This is a genomic window from Jatrophihabitans sp., from assembly GCF_051960575.1.
Taxonomy (GTDB): Bacteria; Actinomycetota; Actinomycetes; order Mycobacteriales; family Jatrophihabitantaceae; genus JBQCEE01.
This window is the reverse complement of sequence record NZ_JBQCEE010000385.1, coordinates 1-14,297: the sequence shown is the minus strand read 5'-3', so window position 1 is coordinate 14,297 and position 14,297 is coordinate 1. Positions and strand designations below refer to the sequence as shown.

The following is a 14,297-nucleotide window of genomic DNA, read 5'->3' as shown; positions in this document are numbered from 1 at the left end:
GGACGAGGCGCTCGCGCAGACCCGCGAGGCGGTGCTGCGGGTGCTCGCCGGCGTGCCCGGCGCGCCGACCCTGCTGATCGAGCCGACCGCGGGCGGTGGTGGGGCCCTCGCGTCCGACGCGGCGTCGACGGCCGAGTACCTCGCGCTGTTCGACGGCGACGAGCGGCTCGGTCTCTGCCTCGACACCTGTCACATGCACGCGGCCGGGCACGACCTGAGCGAGGTCGACGGGTTCCTGCGGGCGCTGCGCGAGTACCGGCGCGCGGGGCCGGTGGGTCTCGTCCACGTCAACGACAGCCGCGACCCCGCCGGCTCGAAGCGCGACCGGCACGCGGCCCTGGGCGCCGGCACGATCGGCGCGGACGCCTTCGCCGCGCTGTTCCGCTCGCCCACGACCCGCCGGCTGCCGCTGGTCGTCGAGACCGAGGACACCGACCACGCCGCCGACATCGCCACCCTGCGCCGCCTGCACGCCGAGACCCGCCCCTGACGGCCGGACTTCGCGAACCCCCTGCTCTGGCTCATCTTCGGCCCCGAGAACGAGCCAGAGCAGGGGGTTTCGCGTCCGTCGGGGACGATCGGGGCAGCTCCGCGGCGCTCGCTAGGCTGTCGAGCCGTGGTCATCGTCATGGCGCCCGGGGCGGCGGAGTCGGACATCGACGGGGTCGTCACCCACATCGAGGCGCACGGCGGGCAGGCGTTCGTCAGCCGCGGCGTGATGCGCACGATCGTCGGTGTCATCGGTACCGAGGACGTGCTCGAGACGCTCGACGCCGGCGGCCTGCCGGGTGTCGCCGAGACGATGCGCATCACCGCGCCCTACAAGCTGGTCTCGGCCCAGAACCACGCGCGGCGCACGACGATCCGCGTCGCCGGCGTACCGATCGGACCGGACACCTTCACCCTCATCGCGGGTCCGTGCGCCGTCGAGACGCCCGAGCAGACGCTCGAGGCGGCGAGGATGGCCAAGCGCGCGGGCGCCACGCTGCTGCGCGGCGGCGCGTACAAGCCCCGCACCTCGCCGTACGCGTTCCAGGGGCTCGGCGTCGAGGGACTGCGCATCCTGCGCGAGGTGCGTGACGAGGTCGGCCTGCCGATCGTCAGCGAGGTGGTCGACGCCGCCGACGTCGACGTCGTCACGGAGCACGTCGACATGCTGCAGATCGGCACCCGCAACATGCAGAACTTCGGGCTGCTGCAGGCCGTCGGCGCCTGTGGCAAGCCGGTGATGCTGAAGCGCGGGCTGACCGCCACGTACGAGGAGTGGCTGATGGCCGCCGAGTACATCGCCCAGCGCGGCAACCTCGACATCGTGCTGTGCGAGCGGGGTGTGCGGTCGTTCGAGCCGTCGATCCGCAACATGCTGGACGTGTCGGCGGTCGCGATGGTGCAGCGGCAGTCGCATCTGCCGGTCATCGTCGACCCGTCGCACGCCGCCGGACGACGCGACCTGGTCGTGCCGTTGGCGCGCGCGGGCATCGCGGCCGGCGCCGACGGCGTCATGGTCGACGTGCACCCGCACCCCGAGATCGCGCTGTGCGACGGTGCGCAGGCACTGCTCGGTGACTCGCTGGACGAGTTGGCGCAGGCGGTCGCGACGATCCCGCCACTGCTCGGACGCACCTCGGCGGCCCATCGCGCGGGGTGAGTCACCGCCGCGCATGAGCCGGTGACCCCGCGGGTAGCCGAGGGTCATGCGCCTGGCACTCATCACGACCTCGGCCCTGCTCGCCTGCGCGGGGCTCACGGCCTGCGGCAACAGCGGCGGCATCGGTGGCGGCTCCGACGCCGGTGGCGGCGAGATGAGCATCCCCACCAGCGCCGGCGGCGTCGGGGACACCCGCACCGACCTGCCCAGCAGCGCGGCGGCGGCGAGCGGTTCGGCGGCGGCGCAGGCGCGCGCGTCCGTGCACGCCTCGGGTGCGGTGACCATCGACGCCACGGGCTCGGGCGCCAGCTGCGGGTACTACGACCCCGCGACCAGCGCGGGCGTCGACGACTCGGTGACCTCGACGCACCTCTCGTCCGCGACCGGCAATGCCGGCGACTGGAAGCTGACCATCACCGGCCAGGGTCAGGAGGCTCCGACGGTGGTGCTGACCACCGCCCGCGGCGCCTTCGCCGGCACGGCGAAGAGCGGCGGCACGGTCGCGGTGCAGCCGCAGGGCAAGGGCGCGACCTTCGACCTCACCCTCGTCGACGCCCAGCAGCAGCAGGCGCACCTCACCGGCTCGATCACCTGCCCGTAGGCCGGTCGCCCGCGTCCGGATGCGCCCCGCGAACTCGTGACGGGATCCTGATCCGGTGACGGATCCAGGATCTGGTGACGGCAGGAACCGCCGTCAGCAGATCCCGGATCCGTCACTCGATGCGGGATCCGTCAGCGGACGCTACTGGTTCGGCGGCGGCTCGTAGCCCTGCGGTGCCTCGCCGTGCCCCGGCTGGCCGTAGCCCGGGCCGGGCTGCCCGTACGGCTGGCCCGGCTGGCCCGGCTGGCCCGGCTGCCCCGGCTGGCCCGGCTGGCCGTACCCCTGCGGGGACTGGCCGTAGCCCTGCGGCGGCTGGCCGTAGCCCTGTGGTGCCTGGCCGTAGCCCTGTGGTGCCTGGCCATAGCCCTGTCCCGGCGGCGGGTAGCCGCCGTAGCCGCCGTACGGCGCAGCGGCGAGCTCCTTCTTGTGCCGCCCGCGCTTCACGTAGCCGACGATGAGCAGCACGATCGCGGCGATGAGCAGCAGGATCCCGAGCACGATGCCGATCACGCCCGCGACCGCGGTGGCGTTGATGAGGTCTTCGCCGAAGGCCAGGTCGGCGTCGGCCGGCAGCTGCTGGTCGGGCTGGATCTGCACCTTGTACTGACCCTTGGTCGAGGCGTTGAACTCCGCCGCCGCGACGCCCTTGTGGCCGTCGAAGTCGTAGGTGAACTTGTCGACCTTGCCGTCCGACCGCTTGCCGTAAGGGTGCAGGTCGACCTCCGACCCGGAGGGGTCGGTGAGGCCGACGGTCAGGTTGGGGATGCGGCTGATGCTGCTCGAGACGTCGCTGGCCTCGTAGTAGATGACCCACTTGCCCGTGCGGTCGATGTTCACCGTGCCGGAGCCGGCGGACACCTGCACGCGCTGGAAGTCGTCGACCTTCTTCAGCGTCTGGGTGCCGACGATGATGCCGCCGACCACGATGAGGACGATGCTGACGACCAGGAAGATCCAGCCGAGGCGGCGGGGCGTGCGGCCCCGCAACGGGCCCGACGTCGATGGGGCGGGCGGGGGCGGCGGGTAGCTCATGGCCCGCAGTCTGCCGTACCCGGCCCGGGATCGGGTTCGGCGACGCCGGTGTCAGGCGATCTTGATCAGCGGTGCCAGCACGGCGAGGGCGCGCTCGACACCTGCGTCGTCCAGGTCGAGGTGGGTGACCAGCCGCAGCATCTGCGGCCCGAGCGCCGAGACGAGCACGCCCTGCTCGGCCGCCGCGACCGCCACCGCGGCCGCGTCGGGGCCGGTGAGGATGACGATTGTGGTGTCCGGACGCTCGGCGCCGAGGCCCTCGGCGCGCCGCTGGGCGCGCACGTGGTCGTCGGCGAGCCGCTCGACGTGGTGGTCGAGCGCGTAGAGCCCTGCTGCCGCGAGGATGCCGACCTGCCGCATGCCCGCGCCGTACCGCTTGCGCCAGACGCGGGCCTCGGCGATGCGGTCGGCCGACGACGCGAGCACCGATCCGACCGGCGCGCCGAGCCCCTTCGACAGGCACAGCGACATCGTGTCGAAGCCCGCCGCGAGCTCGGCCAGCGACTCGCCCGACGCGACGTGCGCGTTGCACAGGCGCGCGCCGTCGAGGTGCTTGCCGATGCCGAGCTCGTCGGCGATGGCGAGGGCCGCCTTCCGCTCGGCGGCCGGCAGCACGCGTCCACTGCCGAAGTTGTGGGTGTTCTCGAGCGCGATCGCCGCCGTCGAGACGAGGTACGGCCCGGCGTTCGGCGTCGCGAGCCGCCGGATCTCGTCGAGGTCGACCGCACCGCCGCGGTGCGGCCACGTGCGGAAGGTGATGCCGCTGAACACGGCCGCGGCGCCGAGCTCGGCGCGCGCGACGTGGGCGAGCGCGTCGCAGAGCAGCTCCTGGCCCGGCTGCACGAGCAGGCGCATGCCGAGCTGGTTGCCGAGCGACCCGGTCGGGACGAAGACCGCGGCCTCCTGCCCGAGCAGCTCGGCGACCTTCGCCTCGAGGGCGCGGACCGTCGGGTCCTCGTTGTAGACGTCGTCGCCCACCTCGGCCGCGGCCATGGCGGCGCGCATGCCGGCCGTCGGCCTGGTGACGGTGTCCGAGCGCAGGTCGACGATCGGGCCCGTCACAGCTCGGCGCTCCGCGCGCGGCGCTCGGCGACGAGCCGTTCGGCCACGCGGAAGGCCAGTTCGAGCGACTGCTCGATGTTGAGCCGCGGGTCGCAGGCCGTCTCGTAGCGCCGGCCGAGGTCGCTCGCGGTGAGCTCGGCGGTGCCGCCGATGCACTCGGTGACGTCGTCGCCGGTGAGCTCGACGTGCAGGCCGCCGGGGTGCGTGCCGAGCGCGGCGTGCACGTCGAAGAAGCCGTCGACCTCGTCGATGATCCGGTCGAGGTGGCGGGTCTTCACGCCGTCGGCCGTCTCCTCGGTGTTGCCGTGCATCGGGTCGCACTGCCAGATGACGAGGTGGCCGGTGCTCGTCACCTTCTCGACGATCGCCGGGAGCACGTCGCGCACCTTCGCGCTCGACATGCGGCTGATCAGCGTGAGCCGCCCCGGCACGTGGTCGGGGTCGAGCCGCTCGACGAGTTCGGCGGCGAACTCCGGCGTGGTCGACGGGCCGAGCTTCACGCCGATCGGGTTCGCGATGCGTGAGACGAAGTCGAGGTGCGCGCCGTCCATCTGCCGGGTGCGCTCGCCGACCCACACGAAGTGGCCTGACAGGTCGTACGCGCGGCCGTCCTCGACGCGTGTCAGCGCCCGCTCGTAGTCGAGGATCAGCGCCTCGTGCGACGAGTACAGCTCGACCGACTCGAGCGCGTGGTCACGCACGCCGCAGGCCCGCATGAACCGCACGGCCCGGTCGATCTCGGCGGCGAGCCGCTCGTACCGGGCGCCCGTCTCGGTGTCACGGGCGAACGCCGTGTTCCAGGCGTGCACCTTCTCGAGCGACGCGAGGCCACCGCCGGCGTAGGCCCGCAGCAGGTTCAGCGTCGTCGCCGCCGTGTAGTACGCCTTCAACAGCCGTTGAGGGTCGGGCGTGCGCTCGCCCTCGAGCTCGTTGACCATGTCGCCGCGGTACGACGGCCGCCCGCTCGCGTCGAGGTCGGACGACCGCGGCTTGGCGTACTGGCCGGCGATGCGCCCCACCTTCACGACCGGCACGGACGCGCCGTAGGTGAGCACCACCGCCATCTGCAGCAGCACCCGCACCTTGCCGGCGACGTCGGCCTGCGACGAGGTCTGGAACGTCTCGGCGCAGTCACCGCCCTGCAGCAGGAACGCCTCGCCCCGCGCCACCGCCGCCAGCCGGTCGCGCAGCTGGTCGACCTCGGACGCCACGACGAGCGGCGGCAACCCGGCCAGCGTCGCGGCGGCGTCCTGCAGCGCGGCGGCGTCCGGCCACTTCGGCTGCTGCGCGGCCGGCAGCGAGCGCCACGCGTCCAGGTCGAGGGCCGGGGCGGGCGGGCGGACGTCGGGCAGGGTCGAACTCACGGCGTCCAGCGTAAGCGGTTGCGTGCCAGGGGCCGGACCTGGATGCCGCGGGCCGGGCATGGCTCGCCCACGGCATCAAGATCTGGTAGGGGCGACGTGCCGGGGTTACAGGCCGAAGCGGCGCAGGCGGGACATCGGCTTCTCCTCGCCCGGGAAGATGCGCTTCACGCCGTCGCCCATGGCGGTCTCGATGATCCGGATGTCGCGGACGAGGTGGCGCAGGCCGCCGGGCTCGACCGACGCGGCCTGGTCGGAGCCCCACATCGCGCGGTCGAGGGTGATGTGCCGCTCGATCACGGTGGCGCCCATGGCGACGGCCGCGAGGCTGATCTGCAGACCCGTCTCGTGGCCCGAGTAGCCGACCGGCACGTCGTAGCGCTCGGCGAGCGTCGTGATCATGCGGAGGTTGGCCTCCTCCGGCGGCAGCGGGTAGGTCGAGGTCGCGTGCAGCAGGATCAGGTGGTCGGTGCCGAGCACCTGCACCGCGGCGTCGATCTGCTCCATCGTCGACATGCCGGTCGACAGGATCACCGGCTTCCCGGTCGCGGCGAGCCGCTCGAGCAGTTCGAGGTCGGTGAGGCAGGCCGAGGCCACCTTGTGCGTCGGCACGCCGAACTCCTCGAGGAAGTCCACCGACGGCACGTCCCACGGCGAGGCGAACCAGGTGATGTCGTGCTCCTTGCAGATCGCGTCGATCTGCGCGTACTCGTCGTGCCCGAACTCGATCCGCTTGCGGTACTCGAAGTAGGTCATCTCGCCCCACGGCGTCTGCCGGATCTGGTCGCGCTGCGACTCGGGCGTCGAGATCTCGGGCGTGCGCTTCTGGAACTTGACCGCCTGGCAGCCGGCGCTCTTGGCCACCTCGATGAGCTGCCGGGCGATGTCGACCTCACCGTTGTGGTTCAGGCCGATCTCGGCGATCACGTAGGTGGGGTTGCCCGGGCCGACCTGGTCGGGGCCGATGGTGAGGGCGCGAGGGGTCATGGGAGTTTCCTTTCTCGGACATCCGTGGGGTGCGGGGCGGCGGACGAGCCGGCGCGGGCCGCGAGGATGAGGTCGCAGATCTCGCGGACCGCCCCGTGCCCACCCGCGGCGGCGAGCACGAGCCCGGCCGCGCGACGCACCTCCGGGTGGGCGTCGGACGGGGCCGCGGCCACGCCGACCGCGGCGAGGCAGGGCAGGTCGGGCAGGTCGTTGCCGACGTAGGCGACGCGGTCGAGCGGCACGTGGTTCGTGTCCGCCCAGCGCTGCAGCACAGTGAGCTTGTCGTCGATGCCGGACAGCACGTCGACCTGCAGTTTGCGCGCCCGGGCCTGGACGACCGCGTTCTTCTCGCGGGACAGGATCAGGGTGCGCACGCCGGCCGCGCGCAGCCGCTCGACGCCGTACCCGTCGCTGCGGCTGACCTGCACGCTCTCGAGGCCCGTGGTGTCGACGAAGGCGGTGTCGTCGGTGTGCACGCCGTCGAAGTCGGTCACGAGCGCCGCGACGTCCGCCAGCCCGGGCACCACGGGTGACACGTCCAGCAGGGGCGCCACGGCCCGGGCGATCTCGAGATCCATGACGTCGTCGATCTCCAGCCCCGTCCAGGGCGCGACCTCGACCCCGCGGATGCGTCCGTGGAAGCGGGAGCCGGACGCGACCAGCCCGCCGACCCGCAACGCGTAGAAGGCGCCGGTTTCGGCGACCTCGGGCGCGCGGTCCTGCCGGCGCTCGCGCAGCTGCCCGGCGTGGCTGGCGTGGTTGACGCCCGCGAGCGTGCCGTCGGGCGCCTGCCGCCAGAGGAACCGGTGCGTCGGCTCGACCGAGATCGCGACCTCGCACTCCCCCGTCGCGACGAGCGTCACCGCGTCGTCGAGCCGCGCGGCGTCGATGAACGGGCTGGTGCACTGCATCAGCACGACGACGGTGTCGTCGGTGATGTCACCCTCGTCCCGCTCGCGCAGCACGTCGAGCGCGTGCAGCACCGCCGACTCGGAGCTCGCGACGCTGGTCGACAGCTCGGCGGGGCGCCGCACGATCGCGGCCCCCGCGGCCTCGGCGACCGTCGCGATCTCGTCGTCGTCGGTCGAGACGACGGTCAGCCGCACGGTGCTCGCCGCGACGCTCGCACGCACCGCCCGCTCGACCAGCGCGGCCGCGCCCACGCGGCGGAGGTTCTTGCGGGGCACGCCGACCGACCCACCGCGCGCCGGGATGATCGTGACGGCCGCGCCGTCCGGCGACGACGGCGGCACGGGCGAGCCGTCGGCACCGGCGGCCACGACGGTCACGACGTCGGTTTCGCAGCCATGACGGCGGCCTCGAGCCGGCGGATGCGCTCCTCGTACTCCGACAGCAGCTGCAGGCGCACCCGCACCCTGGCGTGCTCGGCGCGGATCTCGGCGAGAATCGCCTGCGCCTCGGCGACCGCGGGATCGCCCGAGGGGGCGGCCGCCGGCGGCACCGCTGCCTCGGCGGCACGGGGCAGCACCAGTTCGTCCATGCGCCGTTCGACGCCCGTCATCTGGTGCACGAGGACGTCATGGGTGACGTTGAGCCGGTTCACGACCGCGCCCCACCGGTCGACCTTCGCCTCGGCCTTGTCGACCCGTCGCGTCAGGACGGCGACGGCGTTGGCCAGGTCGCCCGCGTTCGCGAGCTGCTTCACGCGGTGCTTCACACGCTGCCCGAACGGCGGACGCTCGGCATCGGGGTCGGTCACGAAGATCTCCTGGGCTGGATCGGTCGGGTCACCGCAGCAGCTCCGCGCGGTCCGAGTCGAGCCACGCCAGCATGAGCGCCTGCTCGCGCTCGAGCGAGTGCGCGGGGTGCATCGGAACGGTACGGCCGCTCTGGTGCTTCCAGCGCTTCTGGTCGGCGTCGTCGATGAACGAGAAGCCGGTCAGCACCAGGTGCGCGGACGGGAAGAGCTTCCAGCCGAGGTAGGCCGCCAGCGTGCCCGAGGTCGGCACGATGCGGGCGCCGTCGTTCTCGGGCGCGAGCAGCACCTTGAGCGGGTGGCCGATCGTCGCGTTCGGGATCGGGACGGCGCCGAGGTCCTTCGGCCAGAAGGCGTAGTTGCGGGGCGGCTCGGGCACGTTCATGTTGCCGGCGTCCACCACGAGGTAGAGCCGGCGCGAGTACTCGCGGAAGGTGTCGGCGGTCGGCCGCGTCGCCCGCGCCATGACCGCCACGTCCGCGCGGCGCCCCGTGCGGCGCGGGCCGCCGGCCGGGTCGACGACGAACGAGTTCACCCGGATCACGAGGTCGGCCGCGTCGACCGCGTCGGCGCGCGCCGGGTCGGGCTCGAGCGGCGCGTTGCCGACGACGGCGATCCGTTCGATCGGACGGCGCACCGCGTACGCGGCGATGAGGTCGGTGAACAGCGCCAGGTGCCGTTCGGCGGCCTCGGGCACGGCGGTGGTCACCCGAAGAAGACCTCGGCCTCCGCGTAGCGCGTCGGATCGACGGTCTTGAGCTCGGTGGTGCCCTCGGCGAGCGGCACGCGGACGATGTCGGTGCCGCGCAGGGCGACCATGACACCGAAGTCGCCGCCGTGCACGGCGTCGATCGCCGCGACGCCGAACCGGGTGGCGAGCACGCGGTCGAACGCGGTCGGCGTGCCGCCGCGCTGGATGTGCCCGAGCACCGTCGTGCGGGCCTCCTTGCCCGTGCGCTGCTCGATCTCGTTCGCCAGCCACTCGCCGATGCCGCCGAGTCGCATGTGGCCGAAGGCGTCGAGCCCTTTCTCGAGGCTCGAGATGTCGCCGCCCTCGGGCATCGCGCCCTCGGCGACGACGACGATCGGCGCGTAGTGGGCCTGGAAGCGCGACTCGACGTAGGCGCAGACCCGCTCGATCGAGAACGGGATCTCGGGGATGAGGATGACGTTGGCCCCGCCCGCCATGCCCGCGTGCAGCGCGATCCAGCCGGCGTGGCGGCCCATCACCTCGACGATGAGCGCCCGGTGGTGCGACTCGGCCGTCGTGTGCAGCCGGTCGATGGCCTCCATCGCGATGTTCACCGCGGTGTCGAAGCCGAAGGTGTAATCGGTGGCGTTGAGGTCGTTGTCGATCGTCTTCGGCACGCCGACGACGTTGACGCCGAGCTCGTGCAGCTTCGTGGCGACGCCGAGCGTGTCCTCGCCGCCGATCGCGACCAGTGCGTCGATCCCGAGCCGGTGCAGGTTCTCGGTGATCTGCGCCGGCCCGCCGTCGATCTTGAACGGGTTGGTGCGCGACGAGCCGAGGATCGTGCCGCCGCGCGGCAAAATCCCCCGCACGTCGGGGATGCCGAGCGGGCGGGTGAGGTTCTCCAGCGGCCCGCGCCAGCCGTCGCGGAAGCCGACGAACTCGTGGCCGTGCACGCCCGCGCCCTTGCGCACGACCGCCCTGATCACCGCGTTGAGGCCGGGGCAGTCGCCGCCGCCGGTCAGCACACCGATACGCACGATGCCTGACCCTAGTGCGTGCCTGCGCGATCGAGCGTCTGCCACCGGACGAGGTTGTGCCGGGCGTCGGCCAGCGCACTGTGCTGGTCGGGCGGCGGGGGCGGCAGCGGCGGCGACCCGGCGTCCTCCCAGCGCTGCCGCAGCTCGTGGGTGAACCGCGGGATCGAGCGGGGCAGCGCGCGCATGTCGCCCCACAGCTGGCACAGCACCACGTGGTCGTACGCCGACATCCAGGCCCACAGCTCGACGCCGTCGCCGGGCTCGAGCAGGAACGCGAGCAGGTCGTCGCGGATGCGGTCGCGCGAGCGCCACGCCGGGTCGGCGGGCGACGGCAGCTTGTCGAGCACGTTCCTGCGCACCCACGGGATGGCCCGGGACGCGTCGAACTCGGTCGAGACGGCGTAGAACTCGCGTCCGGTCTCGTCGACGACGCCGATCGAGACCAGGTCGATCGTGCTGCCGTCCTCGATGAACTCGCAGTCGTAGAAGAACCGCACGGGGTCAGGAGGCGCGGCTGTCGGGCAGCCGTGAGGGCACCGTGCTGCGTGCGCCGAACGCGGCGTCCTGACCCTGGGCCTTCTTCACGTCCGCGGCGTAGAGGTCGACGTACTCCTGGCCGCTGAGCTGCATCAGCTCGTACATGATCTCGTCGGTGATCGACCGCTCGACGAACCGGTCGCCGACGAGCCCCTCGTAGCGCGAGAAGTCCAGCGGGCGCCCGAACCGCACCCCGGGGCGGGGCCGCAGCCGCGGGAGGATGCGGCCCTGCGGCTGGATGATCTCGGTGTTCACCATCGCGCACGGGATGACGACCGCGCCCGACTGCAGCGCCATGCGGGCGACGCCGGTCTTGCCGCGGTAGAGCCGCCCGTCGGGCGAGCGGGTGCCCTCGGGGTAGATGCCGAGCAGGTTGTTGTGGCCCTCCTGCAGCACCCGGACGGCGGTGCGAAGCGCGCCGGCCGACGCGTCCTTGTCGTCGCGGTCGATCGGCACCTGGCCGACGGCGGAGAAGAAGAAGCGCGAGAACCAGCCCTTGACGCCGGGCGTGGTGAAGTACTCGGCCTTGGCCAGGAAGGTGACCTTGCGCGGCACCGTCAGCGGCATGAAGAAGGAGTCGCAGAACGACAGGTGGTTGCTCGCGAGGATGGCCGGACGGTCGTCCGGGATGTTCTCGAGCCCCTCGGCCCAGGGCCGCCAGAGCAGGCGGAGCAACGGACCGAGGAAGACGAACTTGGCGAGCCAGTACCCCACGCGTTCTCCACCGCTTCCGACGCGCTCACGTTGTTCGGGAGGCGTCATTCCTTTCGGTGCAGAGTAGCCCCTGCCCAGGCATGATGGTCTCCTCAGTCGTGTGCGGGGCAGCAGTCCGAGGGGCCGGGAGGGCCGGTGCAGATCGCCGAGCAGGATCGACCCTTCGCCGCCGACGGCAGCGGCGAGGTCGGCGGCGTCGGCGTCCTGCTCAGCCACGGCTTCACCGGCACCCCCGCGACCGTGCGGCCGTGGGCCGAGCACCTGGCCGCGGCCGGCCTCACCGTGCGCGCGCCGCTCCTGCCGGGCCACGGCCGGACCTGGCGCGAGACCAACCGCTCGACCTGGACGCAGTGGTACGGCTGCGTCGAGGACGCCTACCTCGAGCTCGCCGAGCGCTGCTCGACCGTGGTCGTGGGCGGCCTGTCGATGGGCGGCGCGCTGGTCACCCGGCTCGCCGAGCAGCACCCAGGCATCGCCGGCGTCGTGCTGGTCAACCCCGCCTTCGGCCTGCGCCGGCTGGACGCGAAACTGGCGCCGTTCGTGTGCCGGGTTGTCCGGTCGCGTCCGGGGTTCGGCGAGGACATCCAGAAGCCCGGCGTCGCCCAGGACGACCCGTCCGAGCGCACCCCGGTGATCGCCTTCGCGTCCATGACCAGGCTGTGGAAGCAGACCGTGCGCGACCTGCACCGCGTCACGGCGCCGGTGCTGCTGTTCCGCAGCCGGGTCGACCACGTGCTCGACCCGTTGTCGGCCGAGCTGCTCGTGCGCGGGGCCCGCAACACGTCCGTGCGCGAGGTCGTGCTCGAGCACAGCTGGCACGTCGCCACGCTCGACCACGACGCGCCGCTGATCCACGAGGGCTCGCTGGACTTCGTCCGCTCGCTGCTGCCCGCCGGGCGGCCGGCATGAGCGCCGACCGGCTCGACAACGGCCTGCAGGCCGCCACCTACGTGCCCCTGACCGACGTCGACCCGGCGATCGGCGAGCACCTGCTCAGCGCGCTGGGCCGCGCCCGCATCGCCGCCTACCTCGACGTGCAGCCCGCCGCGCCGCTGCGGCGGCTGTTCGTCGCGAGCGACGACCGCGGCGACGCCCGCACCATCGTCGCGGCCGCCGTGCGGGCGCTCGGGTCGCCCGAGCCGCCACCGGTCACCTCCGACCCGCTCGCCGGCGTCGACACCGACGCCGCGTTCGCCGCGATCGTCGCCGACTGGCACGTCGACACCGTGAACGCGATCCGCGAGGCCGAGCGCGAGCTCACCAAGCAGGACGCCGACTGGCGCGAGCAGCTGGCCCAGCCGACCGCGCCGTCCGACGAGCCGGTGTGGCTGGACGACGACCACTACGTGCCGCCGCCCCCGCCGCCGCTGCCGCGCTTCGCCGCGCCGACGATCATGGCGCTGGCCATCCTGGTCGTGTCGATCATGGTGCTCGGGCTCGGCGGCGAGATCGGGCTGGCCAACCAGTTGAGCTGGATCCTCGGCGTCGGCGGTGTGCTGCTCGGCGCCGGCATCCTCGTCAGCCGGCTGCGTGAGCACCGGGACGAGGACGACGACGGCTCGGCGGTCTGACCGACGCCTGCCTCGCGGGTCGGCGATGATCACGCACGCAGGCACACCCGGGTGTGTCTGCGCGCGGGATCATCAGCGGTAGCGGCCGCGCAGAGTTCGAGGTCGCGGACGAGCAGCGGGCCGGCGGCGCGCTCGGCGGCGAGGTGCAGACCGGCCGGGACGACGATGCGCACGGCCGTGCCGTCGGTGCGGCTCACCAGCGCGGGCGTGTCCGGCAGCGCGGCGTCGAGCCGGGCGGCGTCGCCATCCGAGCTCGCGCCGATCAGCGTGAACGCCGCCCCGCGGTAGCGCAGGTCGGCGCGGCTGAACCCGGTCGGACGCAGCGGATTGCGGCCGAGCAGCACGTCGTGGGTCGCGGTGACGTCGACGGCGAGGTCGCTCAGCAGCAGGTTCGCCCCGCCGGTGCGGCCGCCGCCGACCACCACCAGCCCGGCGCCGCGGGCGATCTCGGCGGCCAGCGACCGCCAGCGCGCCAGGTGCGGGGCGTGGTGCACGACGGCCACCTGCGGCGTCTCGGCGGCGAGCGCGGCGGACAGCGCGGCGCGGTCGGGGAACGAGCGGGCGTCGACGGAGACGAGGCGCAGGGTCGGCACGACCGCTGATCCTGCCGCACGCCCGTCGGTGGCCTGCCTCACGCCTCCCGGCGGGCGAGATCGGCCGCACCGACCAGCCCGGCCTCGGCGCCGAGCGCCGCCAGCAGCACCTCGGCCTTGGGCCGGTGGCCGCGTCCGGTGAGGGTGTGGGCGAACTCCGCCCGCGCCGGGCCGACGAGCAGCTCGCCCGCCTCGCTCACGCCCCCGCCGATGACGAACACCGACGGGTCGAGCGATGCCGCGAGGTTCGCCAGCCCGCGCCCGAGCCAGCGGCCCATCGTCGTGCACAGCGAGATCGCCGCGCTGTCGCCCGCGGCGGCGGCCGCGGTGACGACCGGTCCGGTGAGGGCGTCGACCGACCCGGCGCGCTCGACCATCGCGGCCGCGGCGACGGGTGACTCGAGCGCGAGCTCGCGGGCGTCACGGGCCAGCGCCCGGCCGGACGCGTACATCTCCCAGCAACCGGCGTTGCCGCACGCGCAGCGACGGCCGTCCGGCACGACGGTCATGTGGCCCCACTCGCCGGCCAGGCCATAGGCGCCGCGGTACACGGTGCCGTCGATGACCAGGCCGCCGCCGATGCCGGTGCCGAGCGTGACGCACACGACGACCGGACGGCCCTGGGCCGCGCCGAACCGGTACTCGGCCCAGGCGGCGGCGTTCGCGTCGTTCTCGACAATCAACGGCAACCGGATCCGGTCGCGTAGCGCGTCTCGCAGCGGTTCGGCGCGCCACGCCAGGTG

General features: G+C 73.3%; 17 protein-coding genes. 5 read left to right on the top strand and 12 right to left on the bottom strand.

Annotated features, from left to right (window positions below):
• The 3 genes from ACTHMS_RS21455 to ACTHMS_RS21445 form a co-directional block, all read left to right on the top strand.
• The coding region (locus tag ACTHMS_RS21455) for a TIM barrel protein (RefSeq protein WP_440308692.1) at positions 1–490 on the top strand (490 nt) is incomplete at its 5' end.
• Between the two features lie 126 nt (positions 491–616).
• Complete coding sequence (gene aroF, locus ACTHMS_RS21450) at positions 617–1,648, top strand: 3-deoxy-7-phosphoheptulonate synthase (protein WP_440308691.1); 1,032 nt, start codon at positions 617–619, stop codon at positions 1,646–1,648.
• Between the two features lie 46 nt (positions 1,649–1,694).
• On the top strand, positions 1,695–2,249 hold the full coding sequence (locus tag ACTHMS_RS21445; protein WP_440308690.1) for a hypothetical protein: 555 nt from the start codon (positions 1,695–1,697) through the stop codon (positions 2,247–2,249).
• Between the two features lie 141 nt (positions 2,250–2,390).
• Here ACTHMS_RS21445 and ACTHMS_RS21440 read toward each other — a convergent pair whose 3' ends face one another.
• The 10 genes from ACTHMS_RS21440 to ACTHMS_RS21395 are packed head-to-tail and all read right to left on the bottom strand — an operon-like array spanning position 2,391 to position 11,390.
• Positions 2,391–3,281 carry a hypothetical protein gene (locus tag ACTHMS_RS21440; protein WP_440308689.1) on the bottom strand — a complete coding sequence of 297 codons (891 nt, stop codon included), beginning with the start codon at positions 3,279–3,281 and terminating at the stop codon, positions 2,391–2,393.
• Positions 3,282–3,332: 51 nt separating this feature from the next.
• Positions 3,333–4,286 carry a threonine aldolase family protein gene (locus ACTHMS_RS21435; protein ID WP_440308693.1) on the bottom strand — a complete coding sequence of 318 codons (954 nt, stop codon included), beginning with the start codon at positions 4,284–4,286 and terminating at the stop codon, positions 3,333–3,335.
• A 53-nt stretch (positions 4,287–4,339) separates the two neighbouring features.
• A complete protein-coding gene (locus ACTHMS_RS21430; protein WP_440308688.1) occupies positions 4,340–5,767 on the bottom strand; it encodes a class II 3-deoxy-7-phosphoheptulonate synthase in 1,428 nt (475 codons plus the stop codon).
• A 45-nt stretch (positions 5,768–5,812) separates the two neighbouring features.
• Positions 5,813–6,691 carry an N-acetylneuraminate synthase family protein gene (locus tag ACTHMS_RS21425; RefSeq protein WP_440308687.1) on the bottom strand — a complete coding sequence of 293 codons (879 nt, stop codon included), beginning with the start codon at positions 6,689–6,691 and terminating at the stop codon, positions 5,813–5,815.
• A complete protein-coding gene (locus ACTHMS_RS21420; RefSeq protein WP_440308686.1) occupies positions 6,688–7,980 on the bottom strand; it encodes a cytidylyltransferase domain-containing protein in 1,293 nt (430 codons plus the stop codon). Before ACTHMS_RS21420 ends, ACTHMS_RS21425 begins: the two co-directional genes overlap by 4 nt.
• Positions 7,977–8,411 carry a hypothetical protein gene (locus ACTHMS_RS21415; RefSeq protein WP_440308685.1) on the bottom strand — a complete coding sequence of 145 codons (435 nt, stop codon included), beginning with the start codon at positions 8,409–8,411 and terminating at the stop codon, positions 7,977–7,979. The genes ACTHMS_RS21420 and ACTHMS_RS21415 overlap by 4 nt, the downstream gene beginning before the upstream one ends.
• 28 nt (positions 8,412–8,439) lie before the next feature.
• A complete protein-coding gene (locus ACTHMS_RS21410; protein WP_440308684.1) occupies positions 8,440–9,117 on the bottom strand; it encodes a hypothetical protein in 678 nt (225 codons plus the stop codon).
• Positions 9,114–10,139: a 6-phosphofructokinase gene (locus tag ACTHMS_RS21405; RefSeq protein ID WP_440308683.1), complete on the bottom strand. Its 1,026-nt coding sequence runs from the start codon at positions 10,137–10,139 to the stop codon at positions 9,114–9,116. The genes ACTHMS_RS21410 and ACTHMS_RS21405 overlap by 4 nt, the downstream gene beginning before the upstream one ends.
• Before the next feature lie 11 nt (positions 10,140–10,150).
• Positions 10,151–10,636, bottom strand: a complete 486-nt coding sequence (locus ACTHMS_RS21400; protein ID WP_440308682.1) for a polyadenylate-specific 3'-exoribonuclease AS — start codon at positions 10,634–10,636, stop codon at positions 10,151–10,153.
• Between the two features lie 4 nt (positions 10,637–10,640).
• Positions 10,641–11,390 carry a lysophospholipid acyltransferase family protein gene (locus tag ACTHMS_RS21395; RefSeq protein ID WP_440308681.1) on the bottom strand — a complete coding sequence of 250 codons (750 nt, stop codon included), beginning with the start codon at positions 11,388–11,390 and terminating at the stop codon, positions 10,641–10,643.
• Positions 11,391–11,525: 135 nt separating this feature from the next.
• Between ACTHMS_RS21395 and ACTHMS_RS21390 the strand changes: the two genes are divergently transcribed.
• Together ACTHMS_RS21390 and ACTHMS_RS21385 are read left to right on the top strand one after the other, a co-directional pair.
• On the top strand, positions 11,526–12,299 hold the full coding sequence (locus ACTHMS_RS21390) for an alpha/beta hydrolase (protein WP_440308680.1): 774 nt from the start codon (positions 11,526–11,528) through the stop codon (positions 12,297–12,299).
• Complete coding sequence (locus ACTHMS_RS21385) at positions 12,296–12,961, top strand: hypothetical protein (protein WP_440308679.1); 666 nt, start codon at positions 12,296–12,298, stop codon at positions 12,959–12,961. The genes ACTHMS_RS21390 and ACTHMS_RS21385 overlap by 4 nt, the downstream gene beginning before the upstream one ends.
• A 29-nt stretch (positions 12,962–12,990) precedes the next feature.
• Here the strand turns inward: ACTHMS_RS21385 and ACTHMS_RS21380 are convergent, their stop codons facing one another.
• Together ACTHMS_RS21380 and ACTHMS_RS21375 are read right to left on the bottom strand one after the other, a co-directional pair.
• Entirely contained in the window at positions 12,991–13,554 is a 564-nt protein-coding gene (locus tag ACTHMS_RS21380; protein WP_440308678.1) for a hypothetical protein, read from the bottom strand.
• A gap of 38 nt (positions 13,555–13,592) precedes the next feature.
• Positions 13,593–14,297 (bottom strand): ROK family protein (locus tag ACTHMS_RS21375; protein ID WP_440308677.1); only part of this gene is annotated, 705 nt, incomplete at its 5' end.

Bases quoted from the DNA above. Each gene is read 5' to 3' on its own strand.
- ACTHMS_RS21440 (WP_440308689.1), bottom strand. From the start codon at position 3,281: ATGAGCTACCCGCCGCCCCCGCCCGCCCCATCGACGTCGGGCCCGTTG.
- ACTHMS_RS21385 (WP_440308679.1), top strand. From the start codon at position 12,296: ATGAGCGCCGACCGGCTCGACAACGGCCTGCAGGCCGCCACCTACGTG.
- ACTHMS_RS21445 (WP_440308690.1), top strand. From the start codon at position 1,695: ATGCGCCTGGCACTCATCACGACCTCGGCCCTGCTCGCCTGCGCGGGG.
- ACTHMS_RS21435 (WP_440308693.1), bottom strand. From the start codon at position 4,286: ATGCGCGCCGCCATGGCCGCGGCCGAGGTGGGCGACGACGTCTACAAC.
- ACTHMS_RS21430 (WP_440308688.1), bottom strand. From the start codon at position 5,767: ATGCCCGGCCCGCGGCATCCAGGTCCGGCCCCTGGCACGCAACCGCTT.
- ACTHMS_RS21425 (WP_440308687.1), bottom strand. From the start codon at position 6,691: ATGACCCCTCGCGCCCTCACCATCGGCCCCGACCAGGTCGGCCCGGGC.